Origin of the sequence: Roseofilum capinflatum BLCC-M114, from assembly GCF_030068505.1 — a bacterium.
GTDB lineage: Bacteria > Cyanobacteriota > Cyanobacteriia > Cyanobacteriales > Desertifilaceae > Roseofilum > Roseofilum capinflatum.
In genome coordinates this window covers 29316-49038 of sequence record NZ_JAQOSO010000115.1, presented here as the reverse complement: position 1 = coordinate 49038, position 19723 = coordinate 29316, and the positions used below count along the sequence as shown (strand labels likewise).

Here is a 19723-nt window from a genome sequence, read left to right as displayed (position 1 = left end):
AACGGAAATTCTAACGAATTTCCAAGAGTGAGAGAAGAGGGGTATTACTGGAGTGGGAGCATCTTGCTCCCTACTGCTGTGACACAGCTAATTTGATGCAATAGATTTTGTTGGTAGTGATTGCTTGAGCCATCTCTAGCTAGGCTTTTAAGCACTAAAGTGCTTACTACAAACAAAGCCCTCTTTTAGCTGTGTCACGACACTACGTTTTTAATTTCGGTTCCTCCACTCCCCCATTCCCTTAAGCATCAACTGTGCGCCCTTTTTGCGGGAAAATACCTGCCGGACGGATTTGTAGGAAGGCAATAATGAAGGCAAATACCATCACCTTTGCCATGCTGGTGGTGGCAAAAAAGGTAAAGAAATCAGCAACGGGTTGGATGGGGGTGGCGACTAAGGCGAGAGTGCCGGAACCAATGAGATAATTTAATGTGCCGATGGATAGGGCTGCGACTAAACTCCCCACTAATTTACCTACCCCACCCACAACCACAACCATAAAGGCATCGACAATATAATTTTGTCCCGTATTCGGGCCCACAGAACCGAGTAAACTAATGGCACATCCAGCCACACCCGCTAATCCAGAACCGAGGGCAAAGGTAAGCGCGTCAACTTGGTTGGTGGGAATGCCCAAGCAGGCGCTCATGGTGCGGTTTTGGGTAACGGAGCGAATGCGTAACCCCCAGGGCGATCGCTGCAAAAAGACGTAAATGCCCACAATGCAGATCGCCGTTAAGCCCATGATAAACAGCCGGGCGTAGGGAAGTTGGAAGTTGAGGACAGGAAGCCCACCCCGTAACCAGGAGGGGGCCGTTACATCGACGTTTTGCGCTCCAAACCAAGGTTGAGTAACTGCCAGCTTGAAGATATTACCGAGAATTATGCCTGTGGCGATCGCGATACCGGCAGACAGGGGGAGGAGAGCGGCGATCGCCCATTTCCGAATTTGCTCAAAATTCGGGCGACGAGATAATACCCACCCTCCCCCGAAAAACAGCAGCGAAAATATCCCTAATCCTGCCACCATTTGCCAACTCACACTCCGGACAAACTGCTGTAAAATTAAGCTCACGCCCCAAGTCGCTAACAAGGTTTCTAAGGGTCGGCCATACAAGAACCGAATCACCCCCCGCTCCAAGATAATTCCCATGGCTGCGGCTACCAGAAACGCCGCAGGGAGGGCAAAAAAGATATAAACTTCAAAAAACTGATCGCCCATGGCTCTAAAGCCATTTTGCACCACAAACGTGGTATAGGCTCCCAGCATCATCAACTCGCCATGAGCCATATTAATCACACCCATTAAGCCGAAAATGATGGCCAAACCCAGAGCCGCAATCAGCAAAACTGAGCCAATACTAATCCCGTTAAAAATTCCTTCGAGTAAGAGTTGCACAATCTTCTCCGATCTAATGAATAAAACTGGTTAGGGTGGGCATTGCCCACCCTAACTACTACTGGCTAACAATTATTCATGGTTAATTGTTAATTGTTAATTATTAATTATTAATTACCCTAAATCTTGTACTTGCCTCCTTTAGCCTTATCTGACCAGTCACAGGCAAAGCCCTTAGTTTCAGCCACAAACTGGTTCCAAGGAAGGGGAGTTACTGCCTGATCGGTAGCGTTAACAATTTCAAACATGCCATCATCACGCACTTCTCCAATGCGTACCCACTTCGACAAATGATGACTATTATTCATCATCACCGGCCCTTCTGGAGCATCAAAGGTTTGACCATAGGCCGCTTCACGAACGGCATCTAAATCATCAGCCGTTCCTGCTGCTTCTACGGCCTGTTTCCAGATATGGACACCAATATAAGCGGCTTCCATGGGGTCATTGGTGACCCGATCTTCTCCATATTTAGCCTGAAAGTCGCTGACAAATTTTTCATTGGCTGGACTATCTACCGTCATGAAATAATTCCAAGCCGCATATTGACCCTGGAGATATTCCACGCCGATCGCCTTCACTTCCTCTTCCGCGATACTCACCGACATCACCGGATACTTATCGGGAGTCAGTCCAGCCCCTTGCATTTGCTTAAAGAAGGCCACATTACTATCCCCATTCAGGGTGTTATAGATGACTCCACCATCGGGCAAAGCTTGGCGAATCTTGGTAATAATGGGGGTCACTTCCGTATTGCCCAAGGGTAGATAATCTTCTCCCACCGTGGTTCCCCCTTTAGCGGCCAATTGCTCTTTAATAATCGTATTGGCAGTACGGGGGAACACATAGTCAGAACCGACTAAGAAGAATTCTGTACCTTTTTCCGCCAATAACCAATCTACTGAAGGTTCAATCTGTTGGTTGGGAGCGGCTCCCGTGTAGAAAATATTTCTTGAGCATTCCTGGCCTTCATATTGCACGGGATACCAAAGCATATGGTCTTTTTCTTCAAACACGGGTAAAACCGCTTTGCGACTGGCAGAAGTCCAACAGCCAAAAATCGCTACCACTTGGTCTTGATCGATCAATTTTCTGGCTTTTTCGGCGAAGGTGGGCCAGTCAGAGGCTCCATCTTCCACGATCGCCTCAATTTGTTTCCCTAACACTCCACCCATAGCATTAATGTTATCGATCGCCAATTGGGTCGATTCCACCACACTTTTTTCACTAATGGCCATGGTTCCACTCAGGGAGTGCAAAATACCGACTTTAATCGTATCTCCCGCCGCTCCAGTGGTACTGTTACTTTGGGCCACGGGTGAAGTTTCATCGGTATTTTCAGTGCTGGTATCTGGTGGCCCTCCACAGGCTTTGAGTAAAAGACTTGTGCCTACGGCCGCAGAGCCATAGACAAGAAACTTACGCCGACCAATACGATGCGCCATACTGTATACACTCCTCTTGCCTGAGTTAAGAAAAAGTTAAGTCATTTGCCAGAAAATCTATTTTAATCCAGTGATAGAGTTTTTATGTGGTCTAGACTACAGAAGTTTTGTCATCTCTTCACCACTGCCTTAACCTTCCTTAAGGGTTGTCCCCTGGCGATCGAGCATGAGCGATAAAGCATCCACATGGATACCGTGAGTTTTCCAACTCTCTACCATCGCTGCACCCACATCAGTCCCTCGATCTGTCTGGACAAAAGCAATCAACGTCGGCCCTGCGCCACTAATGGCTACCCCCAGAGCGCCAGCCTTGATGGCCGCTTCTTTGACCTCATCATAGCCAGGAATTAGAGTTTTACGATAAGGTTGATGAATTCGGTCTTCCATGCCCCTTTTTAACCATTCTGCGTTACCGGTTTCCAGGCCGCGCACTAATAGGCCAAGATGGCTGATATTAAATATGGCATCTTGGCGATCGTACCCACTGGGCAGGATCTTGCGTGCGTCTGCGGTGGATAACTCAAAATTGGGAATCGCGACCACGGGAATAATCCTCTCGTGCCAAGGAATATCGCAGATTAACCAACCCGTTTCGTCTTTGGTGGCTAAATGACATCCCCCCAAAAGAGCGGGAACCACATTATCTGGAAATCCCTCTAAGGCGATCGCCAATTCCATCACTTCCATTTGGTTTAAGGGATTCCCAGCCCAATGGTTGGCCGCCATCAATCCCGCTACAATTGCGGTGGCTGAACTCCCTAACCCCCGTGTCAGAGGAATCTCCATATCAATCTCAATTTTCACCCCTGGGGTTTTTTGTCCCAAGCGATCGTACAACCGCTTAAAGGATTGATAGGCTAAGTTATCCGCCTCTGTCGTCAGGTGAGCCACATCAATTCCCTTGATGTCAATGTCTAGAGAACCCTCATCCGGTAGGGGGGAAAAGCGAAATTCGTTATACAACGTGAGCGCTGCCCCCATACAATCAAAGCCTGGCCCTAAATTGGCTGCGCTTGCCGGAGTCCTGACTGTCACTACCTCCACCATATGTGATTACTCCTCTTGAGATCATCAATTGTCCATCCTCCATTAAACCAAACGATTTAATTTTTGGGCCGTTTCATTAAGCTGCTGGGTTCCCTCCTTGGTTTGGCGAATATGGGTAGCCGTTTGTTGAATTCCGCCATTAATTTCCGTCATGGCACTCATGATTTGGGCAATTCCATTGGCTTGTTCGCGAGCATTTAAGGAAATTTGTTGCACATTAATTGAAATTTCATTAATAGCTGAACTAATCAAATCAACGGCATGAGTGCCTGATTCAGTCGATTTGAGCGTTGCACTAGCCGATCGCTGAATGTCTGCGATTAAATGACTAATTTTTTGTGCTGATGAGCGACTATCATCGGCTAACTTGCGAATTTCTGTAGCTATAACCGAAAATCCCCTCCCTTGTTCGCCAGCATGAACCGCTTCTACTGATGCATTCAAGGCTAACATATTGGTCTGAGCGGCCAAGTCTGCCAACAGATTGGTAATTCCATAGATTTGATCTAATTGTTGAATCAGGGCTTGCACCTGTTCCGAGATTTGATTAGAGGTAAATTTTAAGGAAACTTGACTATTGGCCGAGGCTGCCGCAGCCTCAGTGGTTTGCTGCCATTCTCCTAGGGCTAAGGCTAAGACTTGACGAACCGAGGCAGCCGCCGATTCTGCTTGTGTTGCCGATTGTTGGGCTGATGTCTTTAATTGTTCAATGGTGGTTGTGGTTTCATTGACGGCGATCGCCTGTTCTGATGAGCTTTGATCCTGCTGTTCCATTGCATCAGCGATTTGGGTCGCAGATGTGGCTAAAACTAAAGCTTCTTCATTTAAACGACTTAATAAAAATGAAATAATCAGATAACCCAGGATAATTGAGACAACGGTTGAGATCAAAGTCACTATCCAAATTAATGACGGAATTTTTTGAATCTCAAAATCTTGTGCTTGTTTTTTTTCTATATAAACTTCTTCCTCGCTATTTCTAAAATCCTCTAACTTTTCTAAATCACTATTTAATCTTAAATCGGTAATTGATGACTGCCATTGCTCTCTTGCTGCATCAATATTATTGGCTTCAATTAAAGTGACTAAAGAGCGATAGAAACCCATTTGTTCTTCAAGAAAATCCAAATATTCATCAACCAGACTGGCATCAAATCGATCGTCTTGGCTAACCAATTGTCTATAGTCTTCAAATTGAGATTCCAGAGATCTAAATTCATTCAGAATTCGGGAGCGATTTTGTGGATTGGGATTTAGGATAAAATATCGCATGTGAACTTGCATATTTCTCAGGGCATATCCCATATTATCTCCCTGGTTTGAAATCGAACTAAATAACTCTAAACTTCCAATAACTTCAGAAGCAGAGTTAACTTGATTACTCAAGAAAATACTCGATCCTAAAAACAAAACAATGGGGAAAGAATAGCCTAAAATAATCAGCCATCTAACGCGCAAATTAATAAATTCAAACATGAGAAGATAACCACTTAATGAGTGATGGAATCAGGAGATTGACCCTGGCTGTACTACACCAATGATTACCCCTTTTCCGTACAGTTTTGTCCGTTCTGCATACAGACTAATCTCAATCAGTTTACCATCACTACATCTACCTTTACCCTGATGGGTTAACCGCTTGCGATCGCCCTGAAAACAATCTTGGATTTGGTTAAACACAGAGCGCTTACTTTCGGCTGCCATTAAATCCAGAAATGAATCCAACCCCACTAATTCTGCAAACCGATAGCCAAATAAATGAGCTAATTGGCGATTGGCATATAAAAACTTGCTCCGTTCTGTGAGAATATATAATCCTAAGTTGGCTAAGGATTCCTCTGGATTTGAGGATTCTTTCTGAGAGGCTTCTTCTGGAGCGATCGCCTGAGTCGGGGGGGGGTCAAGTTTCTGATATTCTACATACAGCCGCACATTATCCAACACCACTCCCATTTGCTCGGCTGTTTTTTCCATTAAACGGGCTGATTCTGGGGTAAAATAACCCGGCTCAGAATGCATGAGAGTTAAAATACCTAAGAGGGTTTGACGGCGAAAAATGGGTACACCTAACGCTGAACCAACCACATAGGGTTCATCTGGAAGGGTTAACCATCGATCATCGGTTTTTGTATCGGTAATTAAACCCACTTGTCGATTATAATTCACCCAACCGGCTAATCCTTTGTCTAAAACTTGCCCAATGATCGCCTCTTTTTGATCGCGAATGGTTGCCCCCCTTGCTAATACGCTGGCGATCACGCTTCCCTTTTGATCGAGGAAAAATAAGCTGCCTTCTTCCGCTTGAGTAAAGCGAATGGCAATTTTCAAGGTTTGCTGTAATACCGATCGCAGCATCAGCGAACCGGTGGAAGTCCGCATTAAGTTAGTAAATGTGCGGAGCAGCTCATTTTGAGCTTCAAAGGCTTTTTGATCTTGTTTGAGATCCCGGATCTGTGCATGTAAACGATCCAGTTCTGGGGTTAGGGTCTCATCTGGGCGATCGCTCATTCTGGTATCATCCTTCAATTAACCTTCAATTAAGGGGTATTCGCCGGTGCTGGAGGAGTCAAGGTTTCCGGCGACATATTAATAAAGGGTAGCGCACCTTGACCCCCCATCACCGTCGGAAAACGACCATCCCATTTTTCAATCGCTAGTTTTTGCAGCAAAATTGGGGTTAAGGTTTGCCGTTGCAGACGTTGAGCTTCTGCTTGTCCTTTGGCGCGGTTAATTTCCGCTTGGGCCACTTTTTCTGCTTTCAAGGCTTCAAATTCTGCCCGTTTTGCTTCTTGTTCAGCAATTTGTTTGGCTTCAATGGCTTTGGCAAATTCGGGAGAAAAGGTCACATTAACCAAAGAAACATCATCGATTAAAATACCATAAGATGTAATCCTTTCCTTAAGTTGCTTATCGATTTCTTGTTTTAAGTCTGTGCGTAGAGTGATAATTTCTTCAGCGTTTTTCTTCGCCGTTGCTGATTTCACGACTTCTGAAACTGAGGGCGTAATAATCCGAATCAGAATTTGCTCGCGATCGCCAATTTGTTGAAACACCTTATTCACTCTAGCTGGATCGATATGCCAATTAATGGCGATTTCCATTTTTACATCTTGCAAATCACGGGATGAGGCTTCGGCATTTACATCATTTTTCTGTACCCGCACGCTCAAATTTTCGACCGTAGTCATCACGGGAATAATGGGGTGAAGTCCTTCATCTAATATTCTATCCTGGACTTTACCAAACTTCATTAATACGCCCCGTTCCCCTGCATTCACAATCACGAAGGGACGAAAAATTAAACCAGCAAACAGCAGAAAGAACACCCCCAATACTGGAATCATCAATTGCGGATTGGTTAATTGGGAATTGGAGGGAAAATGATTGGGTGATTTCATAATTCGAGATAAAGTGTTATGTGCAGGTCAGGAGAAAAGCGATTAAATCGGTAATTCGGGAATACTATCGAGAGGAGGAAGAGACCATAAAGCGGAATCAGGAGTAATGTCTGCTACTTCATCAGTAGACAGGCGATCGCATCGCCGAGCAAAGGGACATCGACGACATTCAGAAGAAGTGACGGGTACTTGAGGAAAATTACCACCCTGAGCATAGTGCTGCAACCCTTGGCTCAATTGGTGCAAGAGTTGACTTAATTCCGTTTTTGTCCGTTCATGTTGCTCGTTATCATACCTGAACTCTAGAGAAGTCGCTCGATTGTGTAACGAAGGTTTACCTTTAACAAACCAGTAGGTCAGAGCGATCTGTTCCGGAAGATAGTCGCTGGTTTCGGCTAAGACAAAGGGATAAAGACGAGTTTGCCAATTCTGTTTTAGGCGATCGCTCTTGGGGGGTTGCAGATAGGTTTTCCAGTCAATAATTTCTGCCTGGTGCGATCGGGCAATGAACAAATCATAAATCACCGTCAGCCAATAGCCCTCAAACACCAGGGTTCGTTGATGTTCACTTTCCCGAAAGTCACCCCCATCGGCAAACAATCCCGGATGAGCTATCATTAACCGTTCTAAACCCTGTTTAAATTGGGGATCGCTCTGCAAAACGCCTTCAATGGGTAACCCTAATTCTCGCTGTTGCATCAATAAATGAAACTGACTCCCCCACTCTGAGCGCTCCTGTTGTTCTGGGGGAACTACATAGGGAATTTTCTCCAAAAAGATATACTGAAATTTGCGCCCGCAGGTACTCAAGGTATTTAAATGACCTTGAGAAAGACGTAAGTTAACCCGATCCATTCTGTCCATGCCCCATTCCCTATAACCAGCACCTAGCGCTCTAACATCGAGCTAACACAAACACACTATTTTTATTGCCTCGATTAATCCGTAAATCTTGATCTAAATAAGTAATATCTAACCAACCCTTTTGATTTTCCTCACGAATGGGAAAATCAACCGGCCAAAACGTTGCCCCCTGTTCAATTTGGCTAATCAGTTGGGAGGGAGATTGATAGCCCAAAAACCGTTGTAGTCCCCAAATCCCGCGATTAAAGCGTACATCGACCCGCCGCTCATTGACTACGGCAAAACGGGCTTTGACACTGACCAGGGCTTCCAAATAGGGCAAGCCATCAAGTTCCCCAATATTATAGACTGCCTGCTCGTCAGTCCGAATGCATTGATAAATCTGACCCAACTTAAATAGGGGAATGCGGTCAATATTCAACAATTCCGCGCTGGTGGTATAGAGCAAGCGCCAGTCCCCAGCCAGCAGTTCAGGAACCTCCGTTGGGCGCGGGTTCGGGTTGCGATCTTCTAATTGAGTTACACAGGACAAAATCGCCTGCTTTTCGGACTCAGAAGCTAAGATGCCTCGATTCGTACCGGCGATCGCCTGTAATAAACGGTCTTTGCCAATCATAATTTTCCCTAGGTTAAACACCGATTGCATCCACAGCAATGCTTATGGTCATGCTAACAATTCTCTGGTCAGATCCTGATACACTCAAAACAGTTCAGTACCAAGATTTTATTTTCCCATTGTCTCGGCCATGTCTTCCAAATTTGTACCGATTAAAAACCCTTCCTTACGGGAAACCCCCCGTTCTCAACTGGCTCCCATCCTTCCCTCGCCTCCTACCGAGTCCCTGGTAGACTGGTTAGAAAAAACGGGACGCATGTCTACTCGCGAAGTCCAAGATGAGGATTTTGTCGATGATGATGCGGATATTTCCGAACTGATGGAGGGAAATGACGATAATTACGATGAGGATGAGGAGTCCATGGACGAGCAGGAGTAAGCTAGACCTGTCCATGGAGTGATTGGATCTGTAATTTGTTGAGTGTGAGTGTGAGTGTGAGGAAAACTGTGGACGCGAAATTTAGTTCTGGGGGACTCTCGTTGTCTTGGGGAACCCGCCTATTTTTGATTTTAGTGGTGGGTTTGGGGCTGACGGCTTTAGCCCTTGACCTCCAGATGAACTCATCCCTACCCTGGGTTTCCTTAAGTCTGCCGTTCTGGAGTGGGTTAGCCCTAACGACTCTGGTGGGCGCTTGGGCTGTCCCGACTCTGAGAAAGATTAAAGCGGGGCAAATTATCCGCGAAGATGGGCCGCAAGACCATTTGAAAAAAGCGGGAACTCCAACTATGGGGGGGATCTTTTTTGTGCCGGTGGCGGTGTTGGTGGCGCTGCTGGTTTCGGGTGGCGATCGCACCGTTCTGGCGGTTTCTTTGGTTATTTTAGGCTATGGGGCGATCGGTTGGATTGATGATTGGCAAATTCTCCGCCGTCGCTCCAATAAGGGTATTTCTCCGCGCATGAAGTTGATTTTGCAAACCCTCTTAGCGGTCAGTTTTACCCTGTGGATGGCTCTGACGCAACCGGGAGATCTGACCACAGTCGCCCTATTTGGAGCCGTTAGCCTGCCTTTAGGTTTGCTCTTTTGGCCTTTAGCTGCTTTTACCCTGGTTTCGGAAAGTAATGCGGTGAACCTCACGGATGGTTTAGATGGGTTAGCGGGCGGAACTTGCGCGATCGCCTTTTTAGCCCTTGGGGTTCTGCTCGCTCCCACTTTCCCCAGTTTAATGATCCTTTGTGCTGCCCTCAGTGGCAGTTGTGTCGGCTTTCTCGCCTATAATCGTAATCCGGCTCAAGTGTTTATGGGAGATACCGGTTCTATGGCTCTTGGGGGCGGTTTAGCGGCGATCGCCCTCATTAGTGGTAATCTCTGGAGTTTAATTATCCTCAGCGGCCTGTTTATCGTCGAAACTCTCTCCGTCATCCTCCAAGTGAGCTACTACAAAGCCACCAAAGGCCCCGATGGGGTCGGTAAACGCATCCTCAAAATGGCCCCCCTCCACCACCATCTGGAACTCTCTGGATGGTCGGAAATCCAAGTGGTGGGAGTCTTTTATGGCGTTGTTGGTATCCTTGCTATTCTCAGCTACCTTTAGGCGATCTGGTCGTGGATGGTTTCCTTTAAAATGAGGCAATAGTATCGATAGATGCAGTGCGAGCGTCTCGCTCGCTAGACAAACCAGCGAGCAATACGCTCGCACTCCGGAAAACCGATTGCACTATTTTAGATGAGGCGATCGTGCTTGTTCGTAATCAGGTAAAATTGTTAATTATTGATCCAGAATGTGAGGTGATTTTGCAATGGATAAATTAAAGCAGTATCGTCAAATCATTCAAGATATTTTAACAGAATATCATCAAATCAATAAAAAATCAGGGTCTGCCACTGAAAGTGCTTTAGCTTTTGATGAGGTACACGATCAGTACCTTTTACTGTTGATGGGTTGGCACAAAGATGAGCGGATCAAGAGTGTGATGATTCATATCCGTTTGCAAGATGACCAAATCTGGATTGAGGAAGATTGGACAGAGGATGGAGTAGCGACAGATTTGTTGCTCAGAGGTATTTCACGAGATGAGATTGTTTTAGCTTTTCATCCTCCTCATGTTAGACAGTATACTGAATTTGCGATCGCGTAACGCGATAAAATCAAGACCCATTTTGAATTTTTATTTTAATTGATATCACTTCATTACCACTGCGTTCATGACAGATTGAGATCAATCCTCCCTTTTCCTAACTAAAAGGGAAAAGGGAAGATCGACAAAGGTTACTCGATCAAGTTAGATTACGCTTCATCTAAAGCCGCAATACCGGGGAGTTCCTTACCTTCGAGCAGTTCCAAGCTTGCGCCACCACCGGTAGAAATGTGGCTCATTTGATCGGCAACGCCAACCTTCTCGACCGCCGCCACAGAATCACCACCACCGATAATGGTAGAAGCGCCAGTTTTGGTCAGTCCAGCCAAAGAGCGGGCGATCGCCTCTGTCCCTGCTGCAAATTTATCAAACTCGAACACACCCATCGGCCCGTTCCAGATCACCGTCTTACAATCAGCCAGAGCGGCCTCAAAGGTTTTCACCGAATCTGGGCCAATATCCAATCCCATCCAGCCATCGGGAATATTATCCACGCTCACGGTTTGAGAATTAGCATCAGCCGCAAAATTATCAGCCACAACCACATCGGTAGGTAATAACAGGTCTACTCCCCGTTCTTTCGCCTTCACTTCCAAAGATTTGGCCAACTCTAGCTTATCTTCTTCCACCAAAGACTTACCGACATTCATGCCTCGCGCCTTATAGAAGGTGAAGATCATGCCTCCACCAATCAGGAGCTTATCGCATTTTTCCAACAGGGTCTCAATCACGCCAATTTTGCTCGATACCTTAGATCCGCCAATAATGGCTGCCAAAGGTCGTTGGGGACTTTCGATCGCTGCTTGCAGATACTTCAGTTCCTTCTCAATCAAAAATCCAGCCACCGAAGGACTCAGATACTTGGTCACCCCTTCCGTAGAAGCATGGGCCCGGTGAGCCGTTCCAAAGGCATCATTAACATAGAGATCGGCAACAGCAGCTAATTGCTTGACAAATTCTGGATCATTCTTTTCTTCTCCAGCATGGAAGCGGACATTTTCCAGCAATACCACATCACCATCACTCATGCTGGCCACCGCAGTAGCCACCTCATCCCCAATACAATCATTGGTTTTCTTCACCTCTTTACCCAGCAGTTCCGACAACCGTGCAGCCACAGGAGTCAAGCGCATGGACTCATTCACTTTTCCCTTGGGCCGGCCGAAGTGAGAGGTTAAAATAACCTTAGCACCCTTGCTTGTCAACTCTTGAATCGTAGGCAGAGCAGCCCGAATGCGAGTATCATCAGTGATAGACCCATTATCGATGGGAACATTAAAATCCGCTCGCACTAATACTTTTTTGCCAGAAAGGTCAGATGCTGACAAGTTTGCTACCGTTTTCTTGGGCACAGGATAAACCTCCTTCAAAAAAATCTTCGTTATGTTTTTGATTACGCTATCGTCCACATTGTATAGGAGTCCGTGTCTCGGAGGTAAGACCCATGTTTAAGACTGTTCTCTTTCCGATTAACAAAAGCCAAGAAACCTTGGCAGCCACAGAGGTAGTGATGGATATTGTCAAAACCTATGGCTCTCAACTGATTCTGCTCTCTGTGTTGGAGAATGAGACCACTGAAGAGGATGCGTCTAGAGATCCGATGATCTCCCATGACCAAATTGCTGAACTGTTAAATAAAGTCCAAAGCGGCTTTTCTAAGAGTGGTATTGAGTCCAAAACCCTGGAACGGGAAGGTAAACCGGCTTTTACCATTTGTGATGTGGCTGATGAAATGGAGGCCAATCTGATTATCATGGGAAGTCGGGGGGTTGGTCTGACGGAAGATGGATCGAAGGATAGTATTACCAATCAGGTGATTAATCTTTCTCCTTGTCCCGTGTTGATTGTCCCTTAGTTCTTCATGATTGGCTGATTATGATTCAATGGTATCCCGGACATATTGCTAAGGCGGAACGTTCTCTAGCCGAACAACTCAAGCGAGTTGATGTGGTTTTAGATGTTCGGGATATTCGTATTCCCCTGACGACGCAACACCCGAAACTGAAGGAGTGGGTGGGGAGTCGGGAGCGGGTTCTGGTGCTGAACCGGATGGATATGATTGTGCCGGAGATGCAGGATTTATGGTTGCAGTGGTTTACCAATCAGGGAGAGCAACCCTATTTTACCAATGCGAAATTGGGTAAGGGGATTTCCGAAGTAACCCAAGCGGCGATCGCCGCCGGTGCGTCCATGAATGAGCGCCGACGCAAGCGGGGAATGCGTCCCCGTCCGGTGCGAGCGGTGGTAGTGGGGTTTCCCAATGTGGGCAAATCAGCCCTCATTAACCGCCTATTAAACCGTAAAGTGGTGCAGAGTGCGGCTCGTCCGGGGGTGACTCGGCAACTGCGCTGGATTAAGATATCATCCAATATTGAGTTATTGGACGCTCCTGGGGTGATTCCAGCGCGATTAGAGGATCAACGGGATGCGGCGAAGTTAGCCATTTGTGATGATATTGGTGAAGCCAGCTATGATAATCAACGGGTGGCGATCGCTCTGCTGGATGTATTTCACAAATTGAATGCCCATGTGAGTAGCTTGGAGAAATTGCGATCGCGTTATGAGGTCGATCCAGCAACCCTCTCTAGCGAAGACTATTTACATACCTTAGCCGAAGCCAAATATCTGGGAGATCTAGAACGCACTGCCTGCCAACTGCTGACCGATTTTCGTAAAGGTTACTTGGGAGGGTTTCCTTTAGAATTGCCCCCTTCACTATAATTTCATGGCCAGCACTGAGTACAATCAGGGTTGAAGTGGATTGAAACTCGACTTAAGATTAACTCACCGCGATGGCATCATCTACCGTAGGGAGCCAATTCTAATGGCTAATCGGCTTTTTCAGCACCGGAAAACCGTTCCTTTACCCATTTACATTCTTGTGCCTGTACTGCTACCGATCTTGGTCGCCATGAGCGTCACAGGATGGCTCTCCTTACGCCGCAATCATCAGTTAGTGCAACAATTATCGCGGCAATGGATGGAGGAAGTGGGCGATCGCCTCAAAACGAAACTGAGTCAAGATCTGGCGTTTCCTCAAGATCTGCTCAACTCCTATGAAAATCTTCTCTTAGATCTCGATGATGGGGCGATCGCCTTATCCAATCAAAACTGTTTTTGGCCCTTTCTCAACAGTTTCCCCTCCCTGCAAGGGATTACCTTCGGGTTAGAGCCGAGGGGAGACTTGCTCGCTATCCATCGCACGGAAGATGGAGAAATGATCTGCACCCTGGCTAACCGAGAAACCAATCACCAGCTATCGACCTATCGTCTTGGCGATCGAGGTGAAGTTCAAGAGCGGCTTGACTCTTCCATTGCTTCCTACGATGCTCGCCAAAATTTGTGGTATCAGAACAGCATCATCGATCAACAAGTCACTCTAGACATTACACGCCTTCCCTCCCTCTCTCATCCCTCGATTGAGTTGCAAATCGTTCAGCCCTTTTACGATCAAAATAAAGAATTAATTGGAGTCGGTAAAATTGATTTCAATCTGAACTCATTCCAAGAGTATTTACAAAATATTAATCTTGATTTCTCCGCAGAAATACTTGTTTTTGATCAACAAATTAACCCCTTGGTCGATTCCACTAAGAATTCAAAAAAACAAGAGACTATTGAAGCTGGTTTGCTCCCTAAAATCCAACAAAATTTAACCGCAGACTATCCCCAAGAGATCCAAATATTTAGCCACAATAAACAAAACTATTGGACGTTAAGCTTTGCTTATAAATTACCCGGCGATCGGCAATGGTGGATCAGCATTATTGTTCCTGAAAAACAAGTATTTCAAGCGGTAGAGATCAATTTTCGCAATCAATTACTCCTCAATTTGAGTGCCGTTAGCATCTCCATCGCTTTAGGCAGTTTTTTCTTACATAAAATCAGCTCTATTCTCAATCAAGTTAGCCAGAATGCTCAACAGGTGATCGAAGGCCATTTATCCCTAGAAAATTTGCCCCATTCTCTAGTTTATCCCCTCCAGGGATTAATTAATAGTTTTCAAGCATTAACCCAGTATTGGTGTCAACTCGTTCAGTCGATTGGTCATGAAAATGAACGATTGCTAGACAAGGTAGAATCGGGAACAAATTTGTTGATTGAAGCTGTAGAAAAAGCAGACAAAGCTAACTTAAAACTGCAACAATCCCAATCCCTGCTCGAAAGTATCATTAATAGTTCCATGGATGGGATCATGGCATTTCAAGCCCTCCGAGATTATCGAGGTAGAATTATAGATTTTGAATGGATTGTGAGCAATCAAGTGGCAGCCTATTTTTTTGAAATTAACACTGTTAATTTGGTCGGAAAAAGTTGGCTCCAAGAAATCCAAAGCCCTAATCTAAGAAGTCTGTTCGATCATTATGTCAGTGTCGTAGAAACTGGCCATTCTCTAGAATTAGAATTTCCCTACGATCATGACAATCAACGGGCTTGGTTTCATGTAATTGCCGTCAAGCTTGGAGATGGATTATCGGTCAATTTTCGAGACATTACTGACCGCAAAAAATCAGTATTTGAACTGCGAAAAATGCTCGATGAAGTCCATAAAATCGCCAATACAGATGGCTTAACCAAAGTGGCGAACCGTCGTCAATTTGATGAATGCCTATATCAAGAGTGGCTGCGCTTAAAACGCGATCGCCTGCCCCTATCGATCATTTTATGCGATGTGGATTACTTTAAGTTCTACAATGACACCTATGGGCATCAAGCCGGGGATGACTGCCTGATCCAAGTGGCCAGCGCCATTCAACATTCAGTTCGACGCTCTAGTGATATAGTCGCTCGCTATGGAGGAGAGGAATTTGTGGTGCTTCTCCCCAACACTTCAGAAGAAGGGGCCAAAGTCGTGGCCCAGTTAATTCAATCCAAAATAGATGACCTGCAAATTCCCCATAAAACCTCTAAAGTCGCTGCAACGGTAACCATGAGTTTGGGAATTGCCACCTTGGTTCCGACCTCAGAACTCTCCAAAGAAAGCCTAATTGCTCTAGCAGATGAAGCCTTATATGAAGCCAAGAAGCAAGGGAGAAATCGGTTTGTGGTCAAATCTTAAGCTGTGGGAGTTCAGGAAATGACCAGAAGAAATTAAACTAAGAGAGGACGAAAACGTTCTATTCTTTGCTAGTGAACCCCGGTAAATGTAACAAGATGTTGCAAGTCTTTGAAAACTATTGAGAAATCACCCAAACATCCCCGCGCCCTTTACCCTGGTTCATTAAATAATGTTAAACTTTCTCCAGTTAAGCGTATGAACGATCAACAAACCTATCGCCTCCATTGCACCCTCTCCTTTGGAGATATCTATGGACAAATCATTGTCTGGTTAATTGTAATTTTCCTGAGTTTAGCGGCCGCTCTCGCCCTGATGGGGGCAGGCAGTCCGGTTTACGCCTTAGCGACGGTGGGATTAATTCTGGTTCTTTCTCTACCCTTCTTGCTGTTTAGCTTTGTCACGACCTTACTGAACCATATTGAATTTGCACCGGTTGAAGAGAGTCCGCAAAAACGGCCCTCTCGTTCAGGAGCTGCCAAAAATCCTGCCCAAGCAGCCGGCTAATTGATTCCTATTTTTATGTTTGTAGGGGCAAGTCGCCCCTACCCCTACCTGTTTCTTAACCCATTTGGAGAAGATCAACCAAACCATGTTAGACCATGATGTAATCATTGTTGGCGGTGGCCTAGCCGGGTGTCGTGCGGCTGTGGAAATTGCCCGCATTGATCCGAGCCTTAATGTTGCTATAGTCGCTAAAACCCATCCGATTCGATCGCACTCTGTCGCCGCTCAAGGGGGTATGGCTGCCACCTTAAACAATGTGGATTCTGAGGATAGTTGGGAAGCCCACGCCTTCGATACAGTCAAGGGTTCCGACTATTTAGCGGATCAGGATGCAGTCGAAATTTTAGCCAAAGAAGCCCCGGATGTGGTGATCGATTTAGAGCATTTAGGGGTTCTATTTTCCCGTCTACCGGATGGCCGCATTGCTCAACGAGCTTTTGGGGGCCATTCCTATCGCCGTACCTGCTACGCTGCCGATAAGACGGGCCATGCGATCCTTCATGAGTTGGTGAATAATCTGCGACGCTATGGGGTCAAGGTGTATCAGGAATGGTATGTGATGCGCTTGATCCTGGAAGAGGGGGAAGCGAAGGGTTTGGTGATGTACCATATGCTCGATGGCCGGTTAAAGGTGGTGCGAGCGAAGGCAATTATGTTAGCGACGGGGGGCTATGGGCGGGTGTTTAACACTACGTCCAATGATTATGCCTCCACCGGAGATGGGTTGGCCATGGTGGCACAAGCGGGTCTGCCGCTTCAGGATATGGAGTTTGTGCAATTTCACCCGACGGGGTTGTATCCGGTGGGGGTATTGATTTCCGAGGCAGTCCGGGGCGAGGGGGCCTATTTACGCAACAGTGAGGGCGATCGCTTCATGGAGAATTATGCCCCCAGCAAAATGGAGTTAGCACCCAGGGATATTACCTCTAGAGCCATTACCCTGGAAATTCGCGCCGGTCGCGGTATTCATACGGATGGCAGCGCGGGCGGCCCCTTTATCCATCTGGATCTGCGCCATATGGGGCGGGAAAAAATTATGAGCCGGATTCCCTTTTGCTGGGAAGAAGCCCATCGTTTGGTGGGAGTGGATGCGGTAGAAGAACCCATGCCCGTGCGTCCCACGGCCCATTATTCCATGGGGGGTATTCCGGTGGATACGGATGGCCGGGTACGCAGTGGGGTAGAGGGGTTTGTAGAGGCTCTATTTGCGGCGGGAGAATGCGCTTGTGTGTCGGTGCATGGGGCGAACCGTTTGGGGAGTAATTCCCTACTCGAATGCGTGGTCTATGGACGACGGACGGGGGCGGCGATCGCCCAATATGTCCAATCTCGCAAGTTACCCAATTTAGACGAAACGCCCTATCTACAAGAGGCACAAGAACAAGTGCAAGCCTTGTTAGACCAACAGGGAGAACAGCGTATTAATCCCCTACGCCAAGCCTTTCAAGATGCCATGAGTCAATATTGTGGGGTATTCCGCGACCAAGACTCGATGGAAAAGGGTCTAGAGATTACCCAAGAGTTGCAACAGGACTATGGCACGATTTATCTTGGCGATCGCGGGTCTTTGTGGAATACGGAGATTATCGAGGCTTTAGAACTGAAGAATATTATGGTGGTGGGTCGCATGATCCTCACCTCTGCACTCAACCGGAAGGAGAGTCGGGGGGCCCATTCTCGCGAAGATTTTCCCCAACGGGACGATCCCAATTTCCTCAAGCATTCCTTGGCGTTTTATTCAGCCGCAGGCATTGAGATTCAATATCGCCCAGTGACACTCACCCAGTTTGAACCCCAGGAGCGGAAGTATTAATTGAGTAATACAGCGCAAAGCGCTGTATTACCCATGACCCATGACTCATCCAGTTGCAAGGCTGTCACATGGGTAGCAATGTTTTTTAAATTTATCCCTTAAAAAATAACCATGCAGCCTTTCAACCCTATCCCTGATGTCTACCTCCCAACGTCAAGCCAACCAATATGTGCGGGAACTCCTAGAGCAGAACCGACTGACAGAACTCTCGGCAAAACTCCTACCCAACCCCAAACCCTTACCGCGCAAGTTTCGCGGCGCATTTCGTCTCAGTCGTCAACGGGTAGAACAGCATTGGAAGCAACTGAATACGTTTCCGGAAACCCAAGCTAATCTCTTAGATGAACAAACCCTGTCGCAACTCGAAGCTTATCAGCATAATATTGAAAACTTTATCGGTACAGTGAAACTCCCGGTGGGTATTGCTGGCCCCCTGCGGGTAAATGGGTTGTTTGCCCAAGGGGATTATTATGTACCTTTAGCGACTACAGAAGCGGCCCTTGTCGCCTCCTATTCGCGGGGATGTCAACTGATTTCGGAAGTCGGAGGATGTCAAGCCTTATTACTCAATGAAGCGGTGAACCGCACTCCTGGGTTTGCGTTTAGGAACTTGCAAGAGGTGGGCTTATTTTTGGCTTGGGTCGTTGGGGAACAGGAAACTTTTAAGGAACAAGCAGAAAATACTACTCGCTACGGGAAATTAATCGATACCCGAATTACGGTAGAAGGCAATCATGTTTATCTGGATTTTCAGTTTACGACCGGGGATGCGGCGGGTCAAAATATGGTGACGTTGGCGACGGATGCCATTTGTCAGTATATCCTCCGCCAGAGTCCAGTGGCTCCCCAACACTGGTTTATTGAGGCGAATTTATCGGGGGATAAAAAGGCCAGCGCCCAATCTTTTGCTGGAGTGCGGGGTAAAAAGGTGACCGCAGAGGTGACTATACCGGCTCAGTTGGTGGCGCAACGGTTGCACACGAGTCCAGAACAAATGGTGAACTATTGGCGGATGTCGGCTTTGGGGGGAACCATGAGTGGGACGATAGGCATTCAAGGCCATTATGCCAATGGATTAGCCGCGCTCTATATTGCTTGCGGTCAAGATGCCGCTTGTGTGGCGGAGTCTGCGGTGGGGGTGACGCGGTTTGAGTTAACGGCAGAGGGGGATTTATATGCGGCGGTGACGTTGCCGAATTTGATTGTGGGTACGGTAGGCGGTGGTACGGGGTTACCGAGTCAGCAAGCTTGTTTGCAGATTTTGGGGTTAGCGGGTGCGGGGTTGGCGAGGGCGTTTGCTGAGATGTGTGCGGGGTTGGCGTTGGCGGGGGAGTTGTCGATTATTGGGGCGTTATCTGCGGGGGAGTTTGTCCAGGCTCATGCTCGGTTGGCAAGGGAGCGTTGAGTGTTCCCTTCGAGTGCGCTCTGTTCCCTTCGAGTGCGCCCTGTTCCCTTCGAGTGCGCTCTGTTCCCTTCGAGTGCGCCCTGTTCCCTTCGAGTG

The 19723-nt window shown here is 46.9% G+C and carries 18 protein-coding genes; 9 read left to right on the top strand and 9 right to left on the bottom strand.

Features of this window, described 5'->3' with window-relative positions:
* Positions 1-241 precede the first annotated feature (241 nt).
* From urtB to PMG25_RS22645, 8 genes are all read right to left on the bottom strand, one after another.
* Positions 242-1399 (bottom strand): urea ABC transporter permease subunit UrtB, encoded by a 1158-nt coding sequence (urtB, locus tag PMG25_RS22680; protein ID WP_283769179.1) that lies wholly within the window; start codon positions 1397-1399, stop codon positions 242-244.
* Between the two features lie 119 nt (positions 1400-1518).
* A complete protein-coding gene (gene urtA / locus PMG25_RS22675) occupies positions 1519-2844 on the bottom strand; it encodes an urea ABC transporter substrate-binding protein (RefSeq protein ID WP_283769178.1) in 1326 nt (441 codons plus the stop codon).
* A gap of 129 nt (positions 2845-2973) precedes the next feature.
* Positions 2974-3891, bottom strand: a complete 918-nt coding sequence (thrB, locus tag PMG25_RS22670) for a homoserine kinase (RefSeq protein WP_283769177.1) — start codon at positions 3889-3891, stop codon at positions 2974-2976.
* 42 nt (positions 3892-3933) lie between these two features.
* Positions 3934-5367 carry a methyl-accepting chemotaxis protein gene (locus PMG25_RS22665; RefSeq protein WP_283769176.1) on the bottom strand — a complete coding sequence of 478 codons (1434 nt, stop codon included), beginning with the start codon at positions 5365-5367 and terminating at the stop codon, positions 3934-3936.
* 30 nt (positions 5368-5397) lie between these two features.
* Positions 5398-6399 (bottom strand): GAF domain-containing protein, encoded by a 1002-nt coding sequence (locus PMG25_RS22660; protein ID WP_283769175.1) that lies wholly within the window; start codon positions 6397-6399, stop codon positions 5398-5400.
* A 29-nt stretch (positions 6400-6428) separates the two neighbouring features.
* Entirely contained in the window at positions 6429-7235 is an 807-nt protein-coding gene (locus tag PMG25_RS22655; RefSeq protein WP_347178921.1) for a prohibitin family protein, read from the bottom strand.
* Positions 7236-7331: 96 nt separating this feature from the next.
* Positions 7332-8153, bottom strand: a complete 822-nt coding sequence (locus PMG25_RS22650) for a PD-(D/E)XK nuclease family protein (protein WP_283769173.1) — start codon at positions 8151-8153, stop codon at positions 7332-7334.
* A gap of 31 nt (positions 8154-8184) precedes the next feature.
* Positions 8185-8769: a PAP/fibrillin family protein gene (locus PMG25_RS22645; protein WP_283769172.1), complete on the bottom strand. Its 585-nt coding sequence runs from the start codon at positions 8767-8769 to the stop codon at positions 8185-8187.
* A gap of 130 nt (positions 8770-8899) precedes the next feature.
* Here PMG25_RS22645 and PMG25_RS22640 point away from each other — a divergent pair, with 130 nt between their 5' ends.
* The 3 genes from PMG25_RS22640 (at position 8900) to PMG25_RS22630 (ending at position 10846) form a co-directional block, all read left to right on the top strand.
* Positions 8900-9148, top strand: coding sequence for a DUF3134 domain-containing protein (locus PMG25_RS22640; protein WP_283769171.1), 249 nt, complete (start codon positions 8900-8902; stop codon positions 9146-9148).
* 68 nt (positions 9149-9216) lie between these two features.
* On the top strand, positions 9217-10302 hold the full coding sequence (gene mraY / locus PMG25_RS22635) for a phospho-N-acetylmuramoyl-pentapeptide-transferase (protein WP_283769170.1): 1086 nt from the start codon (positions 9217-9219) through the stop codon (positions 10300-10302).
* 205 nt (positions 10303-10507) lie between these two features.
* Positions 10508-10846, top strand: a complete 339-nt coding sequence (locus PMG25_RS22630; protein WP_283769169.1) for a XisI protein — start codon at positions 10508-10510, stop codon at positions 10844-10846.
* 149 nt (positions 10847-10995) lie between these two features.
* Here PMG25_RS22630 and PMG25_RS22625 read toward each other — a convergent pair whose 3' ends face one another.
* Positions 10996-12198 (bottom strand): phosphoglycerate kinase, encoded by a 1203-nt coding sequence (locus PMG25_RS22625; protein ID WP_283769168.1) that lies wholly within the window; start codon positions 12196-12198, stop codon positions 10996-10998.
* Between the two features lie 92 nt (positions 12199-12290).
* On the opposite strand from PMG25_RS22625, the gene PMG25_RS22620 reads away from it, so the two are divergent.
* From PMG25_RS22620 to PMG25_RS22595, 6 genes are all read left to right on the top strand, one after another.
* The gene (locus PMG25_RS22620; protein WP_283769167.1) at positions 12291-12701 is read left to right on the top strand and encodes a universal stress protein; all 411 of its coding nucleotides are present in this window, start codon (positions 12291-12293) and stop codon (positions 12699-12701) included.
* Between the two features lie 20 nt (positions 12702-12721).
* Positions 12722-13567, top strand: coding sequence for a ribosome biogenesis GTPase YlqF (ylqF, locus tag PMG25_RS22615; protein WP_283769166.1), 846 nt, complete (start codon positions 12722-12724; stop codon positions 13565-13567).
* Positions 13568-13670: 103 nt separating this feature from the next.
* The gene (locus PMG25_RS22610) at positions 13671-15905 is read left to right on the top strand and encodes a diguanylate cyclase domain-containing protein (protein ID WP_283769165.1); all 2235 of its coding nucleotides are present in this window, start codon (positions 13671-13673) and stop codon (positions 15903-15905) included.
* 195 nt (positions 15906-16100) lie between these two features.
* Positions 16101-16409 carry a hypothetical protein gene (locus PMG25_RS22605; protein WP_283769164.1) on the top strand — a complete coding sequence of 103 codons (309 nt, stop codon included), beginning with the start codon at positions 16101-16103 and terminating at the stop codon, positions 16407-16409.
* A gap of 85 nt (positions 16410-16494) precedes the next feature.
* Positions 16495-18222 (top strand): succinate dehydrogenase/fumarate reductase flavoprotein subunit, encoded by a 1728-nt coding sequence (locus tag PMG25_RS22600; RefSeq protein ID WP_283769163.1) that lies wholly within the window; start codon positions 16495-16497, stop codon positions 18220-18222.
* Positions 18223-18358: 136 nt separating this feature from the next.
* A complete protein-coding gene (locus PMG25_RS22595) occupies positions 18359-19627 on the top strand; it encodes a hydroxymethylglutaryl-CoA reductase (RefSeq protein WP_283769162.1) in 1269 nt (422 codons plus the stop codon).
* The last annotated feature ends 96 nt before the right edge of the window (positions 19628-19723 follow it).